This is a genomic window from Planomonospora sp. ID82291, assembly GCF_015711645.1.
In the GTDB taxonomy this organism is placed as follows: Bacteria; Actinomycetota; Actinomycetes; order Streptosporangiales; family Streptosporangiaceae; genus Planomonospora.
On sequence record NZ_JABTEX010000002.1, the window covers coordinates 488,898 to 505,838 of the forward strand.

General features: G+C 75.1%; 14 protein-coding genes. 11 read left to right on the forward strand and 3 right to left on the reverse strand.

All coding sequences use genetic code 11. The annotated features are described in order from the left end of the window. Positions 1-188 precede the first annotated feature (188 nt). Positions 189-1,145 carry a Ku protein gene (locus tag HS045_RS13205; protein ID WP_196451609.1) on the forward strand — a complete coding sequence of 319 codons (957 nt, stop codon included), beginning with the start codon at positions 189-191 and terminating at the stop codon, positions 1,143-1,145. 113 nt (positions 1,146-1,258) lie between these two features. Here the strand turns inward: HS045_RS13205 and HS045_RS13210 are convergent, their stop codons facing one another. Continuing rightward, on the reverse strand, positions 1,259-1,630 hold the full coding sequence (locus tag HS045_RS13210; RefSeq protein WP_196451611.1) for a hypothetical protein: 372 nt from the start codon (positions 1,628-1,630) through the stop codon (positions 1,259-1,261). A 278-nt stretch (positions 1,631-1,908) separates the two neighbouring features. On the opposite strand from HS045_RS13210, the gene HS045_RS13215 reads away from it, so the two are divergent. After that, positions 1,909-2,832, forward strand: a complete 924-nt coding sequence (locus HS045_RS13215) for an alpha/beta fold hydrolase (RefSeq protein WP_196451613.1) — start codon at positions 1,909-1,911, stop codon at positions 2,830-2,832. 73 nt (positions 2,833-2,905) lie between these two features. Next, positions 2,906-4,087, forward strand: coding sequence for an adenylyltransferase/sulfurtransferase MoeZ (gene moeZ / locus HS045_RS13220; protein ID WP_196451615.1), 1,182 nt, complete (start codon positions 2,906-2,908; stop codon positions 4,085-4,087). Positions 4,088-4,213: 126 nt separating this feature from the next. On the opposite strand, the gene HS045_RS13225 is transcribed toward moeZ, so the two are convergent. Continuing rightward, positions 4,214-4,516 carry a transcriptional regulator gene (locus tag HS045_RS13225; protein ID WP_196451616.1) on the reverse strand — a complete coding sequence of 101 codons (303 nt, stop codon included), beginning with the start codon at positions 4,514-4,516 and terminating at the stop codon, positions 4,214-4,216. Then, positions 4,516-5,010: a hypothetical protein gene (locus HS045_RS13230; protein WP_196451617.1), complete on the reverse strand. Its 495-nt coding sequence runs from the start codon at positions 5,008-5,010 to the stop codon at positions 4,516-4,518. The genes HS045_RS13225 and HS045_RS13230 overlap by 1 nt, the downstream gene beginning before the upstream one ends. 168 nt (positions 5,011-5,178) lie before the next feature. On the opposite strand from HS045_RS13230, the gene HS045_RS13235 reads away from it, so the two are divergent. The 8 genes from HS045_RS13235 (at position 5,179) to HS045_RS13270 (ending at position 16,887) form a co-directional block, all read left to right on the forward strand. Then, complete coding sequence (locus tag HS045_RS13235) at positions 5,179-5,910, forward strand: hypothetical protein (RefSeq protein ID WP_307827501.1); 732 nt, start codon at positions 5,179-5,181, stop codon at positions 5,908-5,910. After that, complete coding sequence (locus tag HS045_RS13240; protein ID WP_307827502.1) at positions 5,904-7,220, forward strand: S8 family serine peptidase; 1,317 nt, start codon at positions 5,904-5,906, stop codon at positions 7,218-7,220. Before HS045_RS13235 ends, HS045_RS13240 begins: the two co-directional genes overlap by 7 nt. A gap of 232 nt (positions 7,221-7,452) precedes the next feature. Continuing rightward, complete coding sequence (locus tag HS045_RS13245) at positions 7,453-8,406, forward strand: hypothetical protein (RefSeq protein ID WP_230884019.1); 954 nt, start codon at positions 7,453-7,455, stop codon at positions 8,404-8,406. Then, on the forward strand, positions 8,400-9,605 hold the full coding sequence (locus HS045_RS13250; RefSeq protein WP_196451618.1) for a S8 family serine peptidase: 1,206 nt from the start codon (positions 8,400-8,402) through the stop codon (positions 9,603-9,605). Before HS045_RS13245 ends, HS045_RS13250 begins: the two co-directional genes overlap by 7 nt. A gap of 196 nt (positions 9,606-9,801) precedes the next feature. Beyond that, positions 9,802-10,170 (forward strand): hypothetical protein, encoded by a 369-nt coding sequence (locus HS045_RS13255; RefSeq protein ID WP_196451619.1) that lies wholly within the window; start codon positions 9,802-9,804, stop codon positions 10,168-10,170. Next, on the forward strand, positions 10,158-10,508 hold the full coding sequence (locus HS045_RS13260) for an MGMT family protein (protein ID WP_196451620.1): 351 nt from the start codon (positions 10,158-10,160) through the stop codon (positions 10,506-10,508). Before HS045_RS13255 ends, HS045_RS13260 begins: the two co-directional genes overlap by 13 nt. A gap of 69 nt (positions 10,509-10,577) precedes the next feature. Then, positions 10,578-13,475 (forward strand): CDP-glycerol glycerophosphotransferase family protein, encoded by a 2,898-nt coding sequence (locus tag HS045_RS13265; RefSeq protein ID WP_230884020.1) that lies wholly within the window; start codon positions 10,578-10,580, stop codon positions 13,473-13,475. Positions 13,476-13,647: 172 nt separating this feature from the next. Beyond that, entirely contained in the window at positions 13,648-16,887 is a 3,240-nt protein-coding gene (locus tag HS045_RS13270) for an ATP-dependent DNA helicase (RefSeq protein WP_307827503.1), read from the forward strand. Positions 16,888-16,941: the final 54 nt, after the last annotated feature.

The window sequence follows — 16,941 nt, forward strand, 5'->3', positions numbered from 1 at the left end:
TTCCGTCCTGCTGCGAACAAGGGACGCCCCCCAGCGTACGTCCCCCGCGCCCCCGGGCTCGGCAAGACAGGGCATCGGATGTGCCGTGGTGGGTATGTCCCTCATTGGTCAGTGTTTCCATATGCTTGGCGCTTTTCCCGAACATATGAGCGAGAATCGGTGGAGGAGTTCCGAGGCAGGGAGACGACATGCGGAGCATCTGGAACGGCGCGGTGGCGTTCGGGCTCGTCACGATCCCGATCAGGCTGTACGCCGCGACGGAGCAGCGCGGCGTCGCCTTCAACCAGGTGCACCGGGAGGACGGCGGGCGCATCCGGTTCCGCCGGGTCTGCGAGGTCTGCGGCGAGGAGGTGCCCTTCGCCGACGTGGCCAAGGGGTACGGCCTGCCGACCGGCGAGACCGTGGTGCTCGACGACGCCGACTTCGAGGACCTGCCGCTGTCGACCTCGCACCGGATCGAGGTCCTGCGGTTCAGTCCCGCCGACCAGATCGATCCCGTCCTGCTGGCCCGGCCCTACTACCTGGAGCCGGAGCCGGCCGGGGTGAAGCCGTACGTGCTGCTCCGCGACGCGCTGGAGCGGTCGGGCCGGGTGGCGGTCGCGAAGGTGGCGCTGCGCCGGCGCGAGTCGCTCGCGGCGCTGCGGGTCAGGGAGGGGGTCCTGGTGCTGGAGACCATGCTCTGGCCCGACGAGGTGCGCGAGGCGGATTTCGCGTTCCTGGAGCAGTCCGTGGAGATCCGGGCGCCGGAGGCGCGGATGGCAGAGTCGCTCGTCGCGACCATGAGCGGGGACTTCGACCCCGCCGCGCACCGGGACGCCTACCGGGAGGCGCTGCTGGAGGTGGTCGAGGCCAAGGCGGCGGGTCGCCAGGTCGTCCGGCCGCCGGCGCCGGTCGGGCAGGGCGGCCCCGAGGCCGACCTGATGGCGGTGCTGCGGGCCAGCGTGGACGCGGCCAAGCGGAACCGGGGGGCCGGAGGAGCCGGTGGGGCCGGTGGGGCCAGGGGGGACGCGGTCGGACGACGGGACCGTGTGGAGGACACCGGGAACACCGGGAACACCGGGGACGGGGAGGGCGCGGAGGACACGGAGGGGCGGGAGCGGGGCGGGCCGGAGCGCAGGCCGCGCCGGAGCCGCCGGCCGGCCTGACGAGGGACGGGCCGGCGGCCCCGTGCGGGAGCGTGCGGCGGGCGGGGCCCGGACGCGGCCGTGCCGTGGAGCCCTCGCGGGCACCACGGCACGGGAGTCACCTGCGGAATCGGTTACGAGCCGTTGGCGGACTCCTCGGTCGCGATCTTCGGACCCTTCTTCACATAGGCCTTGTGGACGTGGCCCTCGACGCCCGAGTCGCCGTAGACCTTGCGCCAGTTCTCCCGGGAGCGCTTGCAGTTGCCGGTGGTGACCTGCTCGGCGTACAGGACGTCCACGGTCTTGTGCCGCTTGTTCCAGGACTTGGGGGTCTTGCCCGGCTTCTTGCGCACCTTGAGGTAGCTGTCGGCGGCGACGTTGCGCACCTGGTAGAGGCAGGTGTCCTGGGCGTGGGCGGGAGTCGCCGTGACGGCGGTGAGGGCGACCAGGCCGCTGCCGGTCACGGCGGCGGCCGCAAGGGCACTGGCGATTCGCTTGGAGAGCATTCGTCACTCCTTCTCTATCGATGTTGTGACTAAGGCGTTGATGTCCGGATTCATTCTGCGAAAACGGGCACAGAGCGTGATATACCAAATACATAGAGTTACGATGTTCTATCTTTGGTACTTAACGGACAAAAGGGACGAAATAAACGACCCCTTCGGAGGAGGGGGACCGGTGCGGGTCGGGGGATGCCGCTGCAACCTGTCTGGAACGTGGATGTTTTTCCGGCTTCGTCCCGGTGGATATCGTCCTAACAGGCAGCGAATCCGCAGGAGGAAACATGGGGGACAACCCGATTCCGTGCTGGCCCGGCAGGACGGTCGAGCTCGGCGAGCGTCGCGTCCACGTGCGCTCGACCCCGCGCGGCCCCGCGGAGACGGCGGTCTACGTGCACGGTCTGGCGGGGTCGGCGACCAACTGGACCGACCTGATGGGCGAGCTGTCCGACGTGGTGACCGGCCATGCGATCGACCTGCCGGGCTCCGGCTACTCCCCGGAGCCGTACGACGGCGACTACTCCGTCGGCGCCCACGCCCGGACGGTCGCCGCGCTCATCGAGGAGCTCGCCGACCGGCCCGTCCACCTGTTCGGCAACTCCCTGGGCGGCGCCGTCTCGGTACGGCTCGCCGCCACCCGGCCCGACCTGGTCCGCTCGCTCACCCTGGTCTCCCCGGCGCTGCCCGACCTGGTCCTGCGGTACGGCCCGGCGCGCGTGGCCCTGTCCACGGTGCCCGTGCTGGGGGAGTGGGCCTTCGACCGGCTGCGGCTCCTGCCCCCGGAGCGCAGGCTCAACGCCACGCTCGGCATGTGCTACGCGGACCTCGGCCGGGTCCACCCGGAGCGGCTGCGCGAGGCGGTCGAGGAGCTGCGCCGCCGCGACGGGCTGCCGTACGCCGGGGCGGCGGTGATCAACTCGGCCCGCGGCCTCGTCGCGGAGTACCTCAGGGAGTACGTCAGCCGCGGGGCGGACAGCCTCTGGCGGCAGGCGGCCCTGGTGCGGGCGCCCACGCTGGTGATCCACGGCCGCCACGACCGGCTTGTCCACCCGCGGATGGCCGCGCGGGCGGGCCGTACGTTCCCGGACGTGCGGCTGGTCCTGCTGCCGGACGCCGGGCACGTGGCCCAGATGGAGGTGCCCGAGCGGGTGGCCCGGGAGGCCCGGCGTCTGATATCTGAGACGGCGGCCGTCTCGATTGGGGAATGAGCGCAGCCCCCGGCTAGGTTGTGAGTGGTGCGCTAGCCGCATCCGTCAAGACCCCTGAAACGGGAGCAGAACTGTGTCGTTGCCACCGCTGGTAGAGCCGGCAGCCGAGCTGACCGTCGACGAGGTGCGCCGTTACTCGCGTCACCTGATCATCCCCGACGTGGGCATGGCCGGGCAGAAGCGCCTGAAGAACGCCAAGGTGCTCTGCGTGGGCGCCGGAGGACTGGGATCCCCGGCCCTGCTGTACCTCGCGGCCGCGGGCGTCGGCACGCTGGGCGTCATCGACTTCGACGTCGTCGACGAGTCCAACCTGCAGCGCCAGGTCATCCACGGGCAGTCCGACGTCGGCCGCCCCAAGGCCGAGAGCGCCGCGGCCTCGGTCCGGGAGATCAACCCGCTGATCGACGTGGTCGTCCACAACGAGGTGCTGACCACCGAGAACGTCATGGAGGTCTTCTCCGGCTACGACCTGATCGTGGACGGCACCGACAACTTCGCCACCCGCTACATGGTGAACGACGCGGCGGTCCTGCTCGGCAAGCCGTACGTCTGGGGGTCGATCTACCGCTTCGACGGCCAGGCCAGCGTCTTCTGGGCCGAGCACGGCCCCTGCTACCGCTGCCTCTACCCCGAGCCCCCGCCGCCCGGCATGGTGCCCTCCTGCGCCGAGGGCGGCGTGCTCGGCGTGCTGTGCGCGTCGATCGGCTCCATCCAGGTCAACGAGGCCATCAAGGTGCTCACCGGCATCGGCGAGCCGCTGGTCGGCCGCCTGATGATCTACGACGCCCTGGAGATGACCTACCGCTCGGTCAAGGTCCGCAAGGACCCCGAGTGCGTGCTCTGCGGCAAGAACCCCACGGTCACCGCGCTCCTGGAGGACTACGAGGCGTTCTGCGGCGCGGTCTCCGCCGAGGCGCAGGAGGCGGCCTCCGGTTCGACGATCACCGCGGCCGAGCTCAAGTCCTGGCAGGACGCGGGTGAGAACGTCTACGTGGTCGACGTCCGCGAGCCGAACGAGTACGAGATCGTCTCCATCCCGGGCGCCGTGCTCATCCCCAAGGGCGAGTTCCTCAACGGCTCCGCCCTGGAGCGGCTCCCGCAGGACAAGAGGATCGTGCTGCACTGCAAGTCCGGCGCCCGCTCCGCCGAGTGCCTGGCGATCGTCAAGAACGCCGGCTTCGCCGACGCGGTCCACGTCGGCGGCGGCGTGCTGAGCTGGATCAAGACGGTCGACCCGAGCCTGCCGGCCTACTAGGCCCGCCGGCCCGGCCCCGCCGTCGTCCGTACGGCGCGCGCCCCGTGGAGCTCTGCTCCGCGGGGCGTCCGCCGTTTCGGGGAGGGCCCGTCCGGATCGGGCGGGCCGGTCCGGGGCGGGCGCCCCTCACTCCGGGGTGAGGCTGAGCCCCGACTGCGCGACGATCGCCTGCAGGGCCGCCACGTGGGCGAGGTAGGCCCCGCGTCCGGGCGCGGAGAGCTTCAGCCAGGTCCGGGGCCGCTTGCCGACGTATCCCTTGCGGATCTCGACGTATCCGGCGCCCTCCAGGGCGCTCGCGTGCTTGGAGAGCACCGAGTCGCTCACCCCGACCTGGTCGCGGACGAACCCGAACTCGGCCTCGTCCGCCGCCGCCAGCAGCGCGACGATCTGCAGCCGCACGGGCGCGTGGATGACCGGGTCGAGGTGCATCACTCACCCCTTTCGATCTTGGCGGCGTTGCGGCGGGAGATCCAGCGGGCGAGGAGCGGGCCGGTGAGGCCCATGACCGCGGTCAGCGTCAGGCAGGCCCACGTCGCGGCGTACGGGACCTCCCGCGCGGCCAGGAACAGGGCGAACGCCACGGTGAGGCCGACCAGCGAGAAGACCCAGACCATGTAGCCGGCGAATCCCGCCATGTCGAGGACGCTCTTGTGGGCCCGCATGCTGCCGCTGCGGCCGACCGCGATGGAGCACCCGGTGATCCCGGCCACCGCCAGCACGATGCCCGCGATCCGCAGGGGCAGCGGGGTCAGGGGGTCACTGGCGACCTGGATCAGGGTGACCGACAGGCCGATGCCCACCACGAACCAGGCGGGGAACCACGGGGTGGAGCGCACGGCCCGCGCCTGCGTGGCGCGGATGCCGGACAGGGCGCGGGCGGCCTCCTCCGGGGAGAGGTCCATGCTCTCGGGGGTGGCGTTCATGAGGGCTCCTTCTCCGGGCTTCTCCGGGCGGCTTCCCGCCGGCCCTTTCCGTTCTCTTTCCAATAAGGAAAGTACTTTCTGCTTTCCGCTCCGTCAAGTACTTTCCGGTGTCCCTGATCTCGGGAGAATGGGGAATGGCACCGGTCCGCCCGCACTAAGGTCGGGGGCGTGAACGACGTGCCGGGCCGGCGGCGGGCGCGGTCCGCGCTGGTGGCGGCGTCCGCCCTCACCCTGACCTGCGCGGCCGTGGCCGGTGTCGCCGCGAGCGCCGCGGGAGCCGAGCTCGTCCGGGGCCCGAGCGCGGCGGAGCTGGACCGGGCCGCCGCCGCCGAGGTGGCCCGCCGATGGCGGGTCTGGCCCGCGGGGAAGGTCTTCCCCGCGACGGTGCGCTACTCCGCCGAGCAGGGCGGGACCGAGCGGGCCCGCAGGGTGGGCATCTCCCCGGAGACGGACTGCGACCGGGCCGTGGACGCCGCGCTGCGCGAGGCGCTGACCCGGGCGGGCTGCCGGGGGATCCTGCGCGCCACCTACCTCGACGCCCTCCAGGGCGTCGTCCTCACCGTCGGCGTCGCGGCGTTCCCCGGGGAGGCCCGGGCGGCCTCGGCCGCGGCGGGACTGCCCAGGGGCGGGCGCCCTTCCCCGGGCCTGAGGGCCCTGGCCTTCCCCGGCACGGTCGCCGACCGGTTCACCCAGGCGGGCCGGCAGGCGAGCACGGTGCGCGCCGGCGGGCCGTACCTGGTGATGGTCACCGCGGGGCGGGCCGACGGGCGCCCGGCGAAGACGGCGGGCCGCCAGCGGCCGACCCTGTTCGCCTTCACCGGCGACATCGCCGACCGGATCCTCGCGGACCTGTCCGCTCCCGCCCGGCCGGACTGCTCCGCCCCGGGGTGGCGGTGCTGAGGCGACGGTCCCGGTGGCGGGGGCGGGCGCGGTGGCGGGCCCGGCGGGCGGTCCGGTGGACGGCCGCGGCCGGGACGCTGGCCGCGCTCGCCTGCGGGTTCGTCCCGGTCCTCCCCGCCGGGGCCGCCCACGCCGACGAGGTCAGGAGCAGACAGCGGGAGGTGCTGCGGACCCTGGACCTGCCCCGGGCCTGGCGGACCTCCCAGGGACACGGGGTGACCGTCGCGGTGCTGGACTCCGGGGTGGACGCACGCCACCGCGACCTGGCGGGCTCGGTGACCGAGGGCAGGGACTTCACGGCCGGGGCCAACCCGCCGGGCACGGCGCCCCCGCGGCTGCACGGCACCTACATGGCCTCCCTGATCGCCGGGCACGGCCACGGCCCGGGCGGCGCCGACGGGGTGATCGGGGTCGCGCCCCGGGCGCGGGTGCTCTCGGTGCGGGTGATCCTGGAGGACGAGGAGCCGGGGTTCCGGGAGTTCAACGCCGCCGAGCGGTTCGAGAACGTGGTGGCCAGGGGCATCCGGTACGCCGTGGACCACGGCGCCGACGTGATCAACATGTCGATCTCGAAGGAGCTGGCCACCGGTGAGGAGCGGGCGGCGATCCGCTACGCGGTCTCCCGGGGGGTGGTGCTCGTGGCGGCGGCCGGGAACGAGGGCGCGGGGAAGGCCGCCGACGACGGGTACGCGCCCTACTCCTATCCGGCGTCCTTCCCGGGGGTGGTCTCGGTGGCGGCCACGGGGCCGGGCCTGCGCCGGGCCTCCTTCTCCAACGCCAACCCCTCGGTCCTGGTGGCGGCGCCCGGCGTGGACGTCCTCGGGGCGGGCCCCGGCGACGCGTACTGGGTCGGCCGCGGCACCTCCCAGGCGACCGCGCTGGTCTCCGGCGTGGCCGCACTGATCAAGTCGGAGCATCCGGAGATGTCGCCCGCGCTGGTGGCGCAGGCGCTCACCGCGGGCGCGACCCGGCGGCCGGCGGGCGGCTACGACACCGGCACGGGTTTCGGCGTGGTCAACGCCGCCCGGGCGCTCGCCGAGGCGGCCCGGATCTCCCGCCACACCCACACCGCCGCGGGACCGGGGGTCCACGATCCGGCCCGCCCGCTGGGCGCGGACTCGCGAGCGGCCGGACCGGTCCGGGTGGTCCACCGGGACCGGCGCCGGATCGCCGTCTACGCGGGGGTGGCGCTGGCCGGCGGGATCGGGGCCGTCGCGTCCCTCGCGGTGATCGCGGTCACCGCCGGGCGGGTGCGGACGGCGGACCCGGTGCCCGTCCCGGCCGCCCACGAACCCGTACCCGCGCCCTGACCCGGCGGCCTGCCCGGCCATGTACCCCCGTGCCCCGGCCATGTACCCCGGCCATGTACCCCCGTGCCTCGGCTCGTGCCCGTACCCCGGCCCGGACTCCCGCTCCGGCCCGGACGACGTGTCCGGCCCGGACGGCGTGTCCGGCCCGGGGCGGCATCGCGGGCGCGCTCCGTGACGGCACGAGCACGGTCCGGCCATGGGGCGGGGAGGAGGCGCGACGTAGCATCGGAGTATGTCGCAGCCCGGGAGGTCCCAGGAGCCGGAACGGCGCCTGGAAACCTCACCGCCGCGTGCCCGCGGAGGCTGGCCGCCGGCGGGCGCCGGAGTGCGGCGCGCCGGGGCCGCGCGGGCCGGGGGAGGCCCCCCGCGTCCCGCCGCACGCCGGGCCAGGGTCCGCCCCTGGCCCCGGTCGTTCCGCGACCGGACGGCGGTCCGCGCCGCCGAGGCGGCCTCGATCGAGCGGGGGATCCGGTTCCGTGCGGTCTTCCTGCTGCTGGTGGGGATGATCCTCACCGTCGCCGCGACGGACGTGCTGGCCGGCGCGGTCGGCCTGCTCCGCGAGACCGCCTCCCGCCCGCTGACCCAGGCCGAGAAGGCGCGCTACGTCCAGGAGAACATCGCCGCGCGGTGGCGCACCTGGCCGGCGACCCTGGTCTTCCCGCCGGAACTGGAGTACATCGGTCTCGGCCGGGTCCAGCTCTACGCCCGCAGGGTCGGCATCGCCCCCGAGACGGCCTGCCGCTCCGGCGCGGACGCCGCGGTCGGGGCGGTCCTGGAGGAGCACGGGTGCCGCACGCTCCTGCGCGCCACGTACGTGGACCAGACGTCCGCGTTCGCGGTCACCGTGGGCGTCGCCGTCATGGAGGACGCCGAGCGGCGGCAGGCGGCGACCGGCGAGCTGTCGAGCGACGACCGGGTGGGCGTCCGGCCGGTGGCCTTCCGCGGCACCGCCACCGAGCTGTTCGGCGCGGCCCAGCGCCAGCGCAACGCCTGGGTGGGGGTCGGGCCGTACATCGTCTTCTCCACCGCCGGTTACACCGACGGCCGCACCCGCCAGTCGGTCGACCCCGGGGAGATCCTGCACAGCGAGCTGTGGCCGACGGCCCAGGCCGTGGCCGGGCGCATCGCCCGCGCGCTGGGCGACGAGCCCGCCGTACCCCGCTGCACCCAGGGGAACGTGTGCTGAGGCGGTGGCGGCTCCGGGCGGTGGGCGCGCCGGTCGCCGCCCTCGCGCTGGTCGCCGGGCCGGTCGCGGCGCCGGTCGCCGCCGACGTCCGGGAGGACCAGCGCTGGGTGCTGGAGGCGCTCGGCGTCGAGCAGGCCTGGCGGGCCACCAAGGGCGCGGGGGTCACCGTGGCCCTGGTGGACGGCGAGGTGGACGCGCAGGTCGCCGAGCTGCGCGGCAGGGTCACCGCCGGGCCGCAGATGGGACCGGGCGGACCGGACGGCCCGGCGGGCTCCGGCGGTGCGGACCCCGCCGGGCGGCGGCACGGCACCGCGATGGCCTCCCTCATCGCCGGCGCGGGCCGGGGCGAGGGCGGCCTGCTCGGCGTCGCCCCGGAGGCGCGCGTCCTGTCGCTGCCGCTGGTGCTGGACGACGGGCTCCCCGCGGCCTCGGACGAGGACCTGCGCACCCGCACCGACAGCCCGCTGGCCCGGGCGATCCGCTACGCCACCGACCACGGGGCCGCGGTCGTCAGCATGTCGCTGGGCGCCTACGGCCCGCACCGGGCCGAGCGGGAGGCGGTCTCCTACGCGCTCTCCCGGGGGGTGGTGCTCGTCGCCGCGGTGGGCAACGACGGCGACAGCGAGCACGCCGAGCGCGCCGGCACCTCCTTCTGGAGCTTCCCGGCCGGGTACTCCGGTGTCATCGGGGTGGGGGCGGTCGACAGGGCGGGCCGGCCCGCCCCGTTCAGCAGCGACAACCTGTCGGTCCTGGTCGCGGCGCCGGGCGTGGACGTGCCGGTGGTCACCCCCGGCGGGGCGTACGGGCCCTCGGACGGGACGAGTTCGGCGGCCGCCCTGGTGGCGGGGGTCGCCGCGCTCATCAAGGCGGAGCACCCGCGGATGCCGCCGGACATGGTCGCGCGCGCCATCGCCTCCACGGCGGACTCCGGCCCGGTGCCCGGATACGACGAGTACGTCGGATTCGGCACGGTGGACGCCGGGAAGGCGCTCGCCAAGGCGGGGGAGCTGATGGCGGCCGCGACCCCTGGCCTGGCGGACGAGGGCCGCCGCTTCGGCGGGGGGACGGCCTCGCAGGAGGCGCCCCGGCCGGGCGCCGACCCGTTCCGCCTCTGGCTGTACGCTGCAGGCCTGGCCTTCGGCGTGCTCGCCTTCGGCGGCGCCATGGTCGTCCTCACCCGCAGGCCCGCGCCGCGCTGAGGCCCGCGCCGCGCGGCGCGGGGCCCCGGGCGTCCGGGGCGTCCGGGGCGTCCGGAGGCGCGACTCGATTCGAACTCGATTCGAACTCGATTCGAACGCGTTTCGGACACCGTTCGGGCACTGTTCGGCCGCGGTGGCCCCGATGTCGGCCTTTCCGGCTCCGCGGGCCGGGGGAGATTCGCTAGGGTCGCGCATCATGGGGTACGAGTTGCGGGTGGAACGCCCGGCGCCGCTCACGTTCGCGGAACTCGCGGACGTGCTGGGGCGGGCGGGGTTCGAGTACCGCGGTTCGCAGGAGGCCGGCGAGGTCCTCGCGCGTCACGGCGACGGGGTCCACGCCGTCGCCGACTGGAACGGGACGCTGTCCGGCGCGCCCGGGTCGGACTGGCAGGTGGCCCAGCTGGTGCGGGTGTCCGCGCTGCTCGGGGCCCGCCTGGTCGGCGAGGACGGCGAGTCCTACGCGGTCCGCGACGGCGTGGTCGAGCAGGTGAACGGCACCGCGTCCTACGAGTTCGGCAGGATCGACGAGATCCTCGCGGCGGGTCCCGCCGTATGGCGGAGCTAGGCCGCCGGGGCGATCCCACCCCCTACGCCGAGCGGGTGCTCGACCTGGTCGAGCGCATCCCGCCGGGCAGGGTGATGTCCTACGGCGACATCGCCGAGTACCTCGGGGAGGGCGGCCCCCGGCAGGTCGGCAGGGTGATGTCCGTCTGGGGCGGCGGCGTCCCCTGGTGGCGGGTGGCGCGCGCCGACGGCACCCCGCCTCCCGGGCACGAGCGGCGCTGCCTGGACCGCTGGAGCGCGGAGGGCACCCCGCTGCGGGGCGCACGGGCGGACATGCGTCTCGCGCGATGGGACGGCCGTCCGGAACACGGTCCGATCCGTCCGGAGAACGACCGGTAACCGCTTCCTGCGCGGCCCACTACCATGACGGGGAACGGACAGTTCTGCCCGAAAGGCGGTGCCTCCCCGATGGCCACCGGCGCTTCACCCGCGCGAGCGACCGGCGACCCCGTCGCTGACCGTCTGCGGGTCGTCCAGGACCTCTGCGACCGGGGAGAACCCCTCGACTCGATCATGGCCGAGGTGCTCGCCGAAGGGCTGACCCCCGCGCAGCGCCGGAGGTTCGACGCCGAGGCGCTGGCCGGGCCCCTCGGTTCCCGGCTCGACATCGCGGCCAAGCGCGGAGCCGCCCGCCGCCGGGAGTTCGCCACCGCGGTCAAACCGTACCTCGCCGGGGTGGACGCGCGCGTCAAACGCGACCTGCCCGTCGCCCGGCGGCTGGCCTTCCACCTGATCGAGCGGCGCGGGGTGGACGAGCTGGCCGACGGCGACGCCCTGCGCAAGCTCGTCGCCGCCGCCGCGGAGCCGTCCCGGCGGGTCCGCCGGAGCCTGCGCTGGTACGCCGACCTGCCGCTCCGCGACGAGCTGCCGGAGCCGCTGTTTCGGCTGCGCGCCGCCGACCTCACCCCGGTCACCCAGGTCGAGGACGTCTCCTGGTCCGGCGGACGGCTGCGGATCAGCGGTCACGCCTACCTGGCGGGCCTGTCGGTCCGGAGCCGCCGCTTCAACCGGGCCGTCGTCGTGCTGCGCGGCCCGCGCTGGCTGCCCCCGATCCGGCTGCGCACCCGCAGGACCCACCACCCGGAGGCCACGCACGGCGCCCGGGAGGCGGGCTGCAACTACGACTGGTCCGGGTTCACCGCCGAGCTGAGCCCGTGGGCGCTGCGCTGGCGCGCCGCCCTGCGGGCCGTCGTCCGCGGGGGCAAGCGGCTGCTCCGCCGCCGGGCGACCGTACGCGACACGACCACCTGGCGCGCCGAGATCGTGATCTGGAGCCGGGGCGCCCGCGCGGTCGGCCTGCTCCGCGGCCCCTCCAGCGGCCGGACCGAGCGTCCCTCGGGCCTGGAGACCCGTCCGGGCTGGTGGATCCGGCCGGTCTGGACCTCCGACCGCGCCCTGCAGGTCGTGCTGCAGCCCACCCGGGCCGAGCTGACCGGGGTGCGGCTGGACGGCGAGCGGCTGGAGCTGAGGGTGTTCCTGCCCGACCGGAGGTTCACCCGGGGCCAGGCCCGGCTGGACGGCCACCGGGTGGCGGCGGACTTCAGCCCGGTCGAGGGCGGCACCGAGGTCGTCGTGCCGTTCGCGGTGGACGCGCTGCTCTCCGAGCGCGACGGCGGCAGGCTCTGGATCGAGCCCAAGGGCGACCCCGCGGCCCCCGTCATGCTGGGCCGGGCGGCGGAGAGCCGGACCGTCATCGGCGAGCGGGAGATCACCGTCCTGGGCGACCGGCGCGACCGGGTGATCGTCTCCGCGCACCGGATCCGGCCCGTCGTCTCCTCGGCGGTCTGGGAGCCGGACGGGACCCTCGTCCTGGAGGGCTCCTACCCCGGATCCGGCCCGGCCGAGCTGACGCTCCGCCACCGCAGCGGGCTGCTGTACACGACGCCGATGAAGCGCGAGGAGTCCCGCTTCGTCGTGCGCCTCGCCCCGGCGGCGATGCCCCGCTTCGGCGAGACCGTCCCGCTGGGCAGCGGCACCTGGAGCATCGCGGCGCGCGAGGCGTCCGGGGAGATCGTCCCGGTCCGGATGGACCACGCGGCCCTGGCGACGCTGGACGAGAGCCCGACGACCGTCGGCGGGCGCGAGTACCGCCTGGTCTCCACCCGGTTCGACGTGCCGGTGCTGGCGGTGGCCGAGAGCCGCCCCGACGACGAGAAGGGGCCGGGCGGGCTGCACCTGCTCCAGCGCTCCTTCTACCCGGCGCAGCGCGGCAGGGAGCTGCGCGAGGCCACCGTCTACGTGGCCTACGACGGCCGGCAGTACGAGGGCAACGTCCGCGCGGTCTACGAGGAGCGGCTGCGGCGCGGCGACGACCGCGAGCACGTCTGGGTGGTCAAGGACGGCGCGTTCACGCCGCCGGGGGCCGGGGAGCTCGGACTCGGCACCGGGATCGAGCCGACCGTGGTCCGCGCGGGCAGCCGGGAGCACTACGAGGTGCTGGCCCGCTCGCGGCACGTGGTGACCAACGGGCTCCTGCCGCCGTGGTTCCGGGCGCGCGAGGACCAGATGGTCGTGCAGACCTGGCACGGCAGCCCGCTCAAGCGCATGGGCAACGACCTGCCGCACATGTCCCGCGACCCCCGCCCGGCGGCCTGGCACCGGCAGGCGGCCGAGGTCCGGGGCTGGGACCTGCTGGTCTCGCAGAGCCCGTGGGCCACCCCGATCCTGCGCAAGGCCTTCGGCTACCAGGGCGAGGTCCTGGAGAGCGGCTACCCGCGCAACGACGTGCTGGCGTCGCCCGACCCGGCGGCCGCGGCGCGGGTGCGCGCGCGGCTCGGCGTCGGCGAGGACGTCAGGCTGGTGCTGTACGCGCCGACCTTCCGCGACTACGACCGCAGGAGCAACTCGATCCGGTTCGACCTGGAGCGGGCGCGGCGGGCGCTGGGGCCCGGCCACCGGTTCCTGATCAGGGCGCACTCCATGCAGGCGGCGCCCAACGTGCCGGAGGGCCTCGCCCTGGACGTCACCACCTATCCGGACATCGCCGACCTGCTGCTGGTCGCCGACGTGCTGATCACCGACTACTCGTCGGTGATGTTCGACTTCGCCGCGACCGGGCGGCCGATGCTCTTCTTCACCTACGACCTGCAGCGCTACTCGGCCAAGCGCGGCCTCTACCTCGACCTGGCCGCGCAGGCCCCGGGACCGCTGCTGTCGACCGGCGCCGAGGTGGTCGAGGCGCTGCGGGACGTCGAGGGACTGGCCGCCGCGCACGCCGAACGCTACGAGCGCTTCCGGCGCACCTACGCGCCCCGCGACGACGGCAAGGCCACCGCCCGGCTGGTCGACCGGGTCTTCGGCTCCTGACGCGTCCGCCGGCTCCGGCGGAGCCGGTGGCGGTCCGGTAGCGGCCCGGTAGCGGTCCTGCGGCGGCCGGGAGGGCGGACCGCGGGGGGAGCGGGCCTTCCGCGCCGGAGATCCGGACCGGAGGGGCCGAGTGGGCACGATCACTGCCCGACATCTGGTGGAATGGCGAGCTGTGAGGGGTCAGAACTGGCGGCTGGTGCGCCGTGAGGGTGCGGGGAAGGCCGTTGCCCCCGTGCTGGACGTGCACCAGCGGGCCGTGGTGGCCCACGGGAGCGGCCCGCTGCTCGTCCTGGCGGGTCCCGGCACCGGGAAGACCACCACGATCGTGGAGACCGTGGTGGACCGGGTCGAGCGCCGGGGCGTCGATCCCGAGCGGGTGCTCGTCCTGACCTTCAGCCGCAAGGCCGCCGACGAGCTGCGCGAGCGCATCACCGGCCGGATGCGCCGCACGACCCGCACGCCGCTCGCGCTCACCTTCCACAGCTACGCCTACGCCCTGCTCCGCCGCGAGGCCGTACTGGCCGGAGCGCCCGCGCCCCGGCTGCTCACCGGTCCCGAGCAGCTCCTGGAGATCCGCCGGATGCTCCTCGGCGAGCTGGAGGAGGGCGCGCCGCACTGGCCGGAGGACATGCGCGAGGCGCTCAAGACCCGCGGGTTCGCCGCCGAGCTGCGCGACTTCGTCGCCCGCGCCGCCGAGCGCGGCCTCGACGGGCCGGAGCTGGTGGAGCTGGGCCGCCGGCACGGCCGTGCCGACTGGGTGGCCGCCGGGCGCTTCGCGGACCGCTACCAGGCCCGCTTCGACCTGGACCCGGAACCGGTGCTCGACTACCCCGAGCTGATCCGCGCCGCCGCCGCCCTGCTCGCCGACCCCGGGGTGCGGCTCCGCGAGCGCTCGGCCTACGACGTCGTCCTGGTGGACGAGTACCAGGACACCGACCCGGCCCAGGAGCTCCTGCTCCAGCGGCTCGCCGGGGAGGGGCGCGACCTGATCGCGGTCGGCGACCCCGACCAGTCGATCTACGGGTTCCGGGGCGCGGACGTCCACGGGATCATGAACTTCCCCGACCGGTTCCGCGACGTCCGCGGGGAGAAGGCGCCCGTCGTCGCGCTGCGCGTCTGCCGCCGGAGCGGGCCCGGCCTGCTGGCGGCCACCCGCCGTGTCGCCGCCCGCCTGCCCGCCGTTCCCGGCGGGGCCGCCCACCGCGACCTCACGCCGGTGGACGGGGAGGAGCACGGGGACGTCCGGGTCGTGGTGGCCGAGGGGGCCGCCCAGGAGGCGGCGGTCGTCGCCGACACCCTGCGCCGGGCGCACCTGCTGGACGGGGTGCCCTGGTCGCGGATGGCCGTGCTGGTCCGCTCGGCGGCCCGGCAGGTGCCGCTGCTGCGCCGGGCGCTGGTCGCGGCCGGGGTGCCGGTCGTGGTGGGCGGCGGCGAGGCGCCGCTGATCCAGGAGCCGGGGGTGCGCCCGCTGATCCGGCTGATCCAGGTGGCCCTGCACCCGGAGACCCTCGACGAGGGCATGGCGGAGGAACTGCTGACCGGCGCGCTCGGCGGCACCGACATGATCGGCGTGCGCCGGCTGCGCCGGGCGCTGCGCGTCGCCGAGCACGAGGCCATGGCGCTGCCGGTGGAGGTCGGGGAGCGGGCCCCCGGGGAGCGCGGTCCGGACGCCTCCGCCGCCGGGCCGTCCGGCGGCAGGCCGAGGTCCTCGGGCGAACTGCTCGTCGCGGCGCTCAAGGACGCGCGGGAGCTGGTCCTGGTGGAGCCGCACATCGCGCTCCCCGCCGAGCGGCTCGCCAAGCTCATCGCCGCCGCCACCGAGGCCGTACGGCAGGGCGGCACGGCCGAGGACGCGCTCTGGGCCGTCTGGCGGCTCACCGGCCTGGCCGGGAAGTGGAGCGAGACGAGCGCCGCGGGCGGGCACCGGGGCCGGCAGGCCGACCGCGACCTGGACGCGGTCATGGTGCTGTTCGACCGCGCCGCCAAGTTCGTCGACCGGCTCCCGCACGCGGGCGTCGACGTGTTCGTGCAGGACCTCGTCTCCCAGGAGATCCCCGAGGACTCCCTCGCCCCGCGGGCCCCGGAGAGCGACGCGGTGCACATCATGACCGCCCACCGCGCCAAGGGCCTGGAATGGGACCTCGTGGTCGTCGCGGGGGTCCAGGAGGGGACCTGGCCCGACCTGCGGCCGCGGGGGTCGGTCCTGGCCACCGACGACATGTGCGCCCGGGCGGAGGGCTCCGGGCACCAGGACCCGGCCGCGGTCCGCGCCGCGCTCGCCTCCCAGCTGCTGGCCGAGGAGCGCCGCCTGTTCTACGTGGCCGCGACCCGGGCGCGCACCAGGCTCGTCGTCACCGCCGTGGGCGGGGAGGACGTCGAGGAGCGGCCGTCGAGGTTCCTGGCCGAGCTGGTGCCCGGCACGGGCGAGGAGGCGGCGGCCCTCGACGACCGGTCCCGGTGGCTGACCATGCCCGCGCTGGTGGCCGACCTGCGCGCGGCGGTCTGCGACCCGGCCCGGCCGGAGTCCCTGCGCCAGGTCGCCGCCGAGCACCTGGCCCGGCTCGCCGCGGCCGGCGTGAAGGGCGCCCACCCCGACGAGTGGTACGCCCTCACCCCGATCTCCGACGACCGCCCGCTCGGCTGGCCCGACGACGTCGTGCGCATCTCGCCCTCGGCGGTGGAGAGCTTCACCGCGTGCGGCCTGCGCTGGCTGCTGGAGACCTCCGTGGGCACGGGCGGCACGGACGCGACCCGCGGCCTGGGCACGGTCGTCCACGCGCTGGCCGTGCTCGCCGCCGACGGCATGCCCAGCGAGGAGACCCTCGCCAAGCACCTGGACAAGGTCTGGGACGAGCTGGACTTCGGCGGCGTCTGGTACAACCGCAAACAGCGCCGGGTCGCCGAGAAGATGATCGCCAGGTTCGTCGAGTGGAACCGGAAGAACCCCCGGACGCTGCTCGCCACCGAGGAGTCCTTCGTCGCGATGGTCACCGAGGGCGTGCAGATCAAGGGCCGGGTGGACCGGATCGAGCGCGACGGGCAGGGCCGCGCCGTGATCATCGACATCAAGACCGGCGGGAGCAAGCCCTCCGATGCCGACCTCGACCGCCATCCCCAGCTCGGCGTCTACCAGCTCGCCGCGCTGCTCGGCGCCTTCCAGCGGCACGGCCTGCACGAGCCCGGCGGCGCCGCCCTCGTGCAGGTCGGCAACGCGGCGGGCAAGGAGGCCAGGGAGCAGGTCCAGCGGCCGCTGGCGGAGGATCCCGAGCCCGGCTGGGCCCACGACATGGTGGACACCGTCGCGCGGGGCATGTCCCTGCCCTTCTTCCACGCCCGGGTCAACGACGGCTGCCGCACCTGCGCCGCGCGGGCGAGCTGCCCGGTCAACGAGAACGGGGGCCAGGTGTGCTGAGCCGTACCGCGCGGGGCCGTGCCGGGTCGTGCCGTATCGCGCCGGGCCGTACCG

Coding starts and splice junctions, on each gene's coding strand:
- HS045_RS13205 (WP_196451609.1), top strand. CDS start 189: ATGCGGAGCATCTGGAACGGCGCGGTGGCGTTCGGGCTCGTCACGATC.
- HS045_RS13210 (WP_196451611.1), bottom strand. CDS start 1,630: ATGCTCTCCAAGCGAATCGCCAGTGCCCTTGCGGCCGCCGCCGTGACC.
- HS045_RS13215 (WP_196451613.1), top strand. CDS start 1,909: ATGGGGGACAACCCGATTCCGTGCTGGCCCGGCAGGACGGTCGAGCTC.
- HS045_RS13225 (WP_196451616.1), bottom strand. CDS start 4,516: ATGCACCTCGACCCGGTCATCCACGCGCCCGTGCGGCTGCAGATCGTC.
- HS045_RS13230 (WP_196451617.1), bottom strand. CDS start 5,010: ATGAACGCCACCCCCGAGAGCATGGACCTCTCCCCGGAGGAGGCCGCC.
- HS045_RS13245 (WP_230884019.1), top strand. CDS start 7,453: ATGTCGCAGCCCGGGAGGTCCCAGGAGCCGGAACGGCGCCTGGAAACC.
- HS045_RS13255 (WP_196451619.1), top strand. CDS start 9,802: ATGGGGTACGAGTTGCGGGTGGAACGCCCGGCGCCGCTCACGTTCGCG.
- HS045_RS13260 (WP_196451620.1), top strand. CDS start 10,158: ATGGCGGAGCTAGGCCGCCGGGGCGATCCCACCCCCTACGCCGAGCGG.
- HS045_RS13265 (WP_230884020.1), top strand. CDS start 10,578: ATGGCCACCGGCGCTTCACCCGCGCGAGCGACCGGCGACCCCGTCGCT.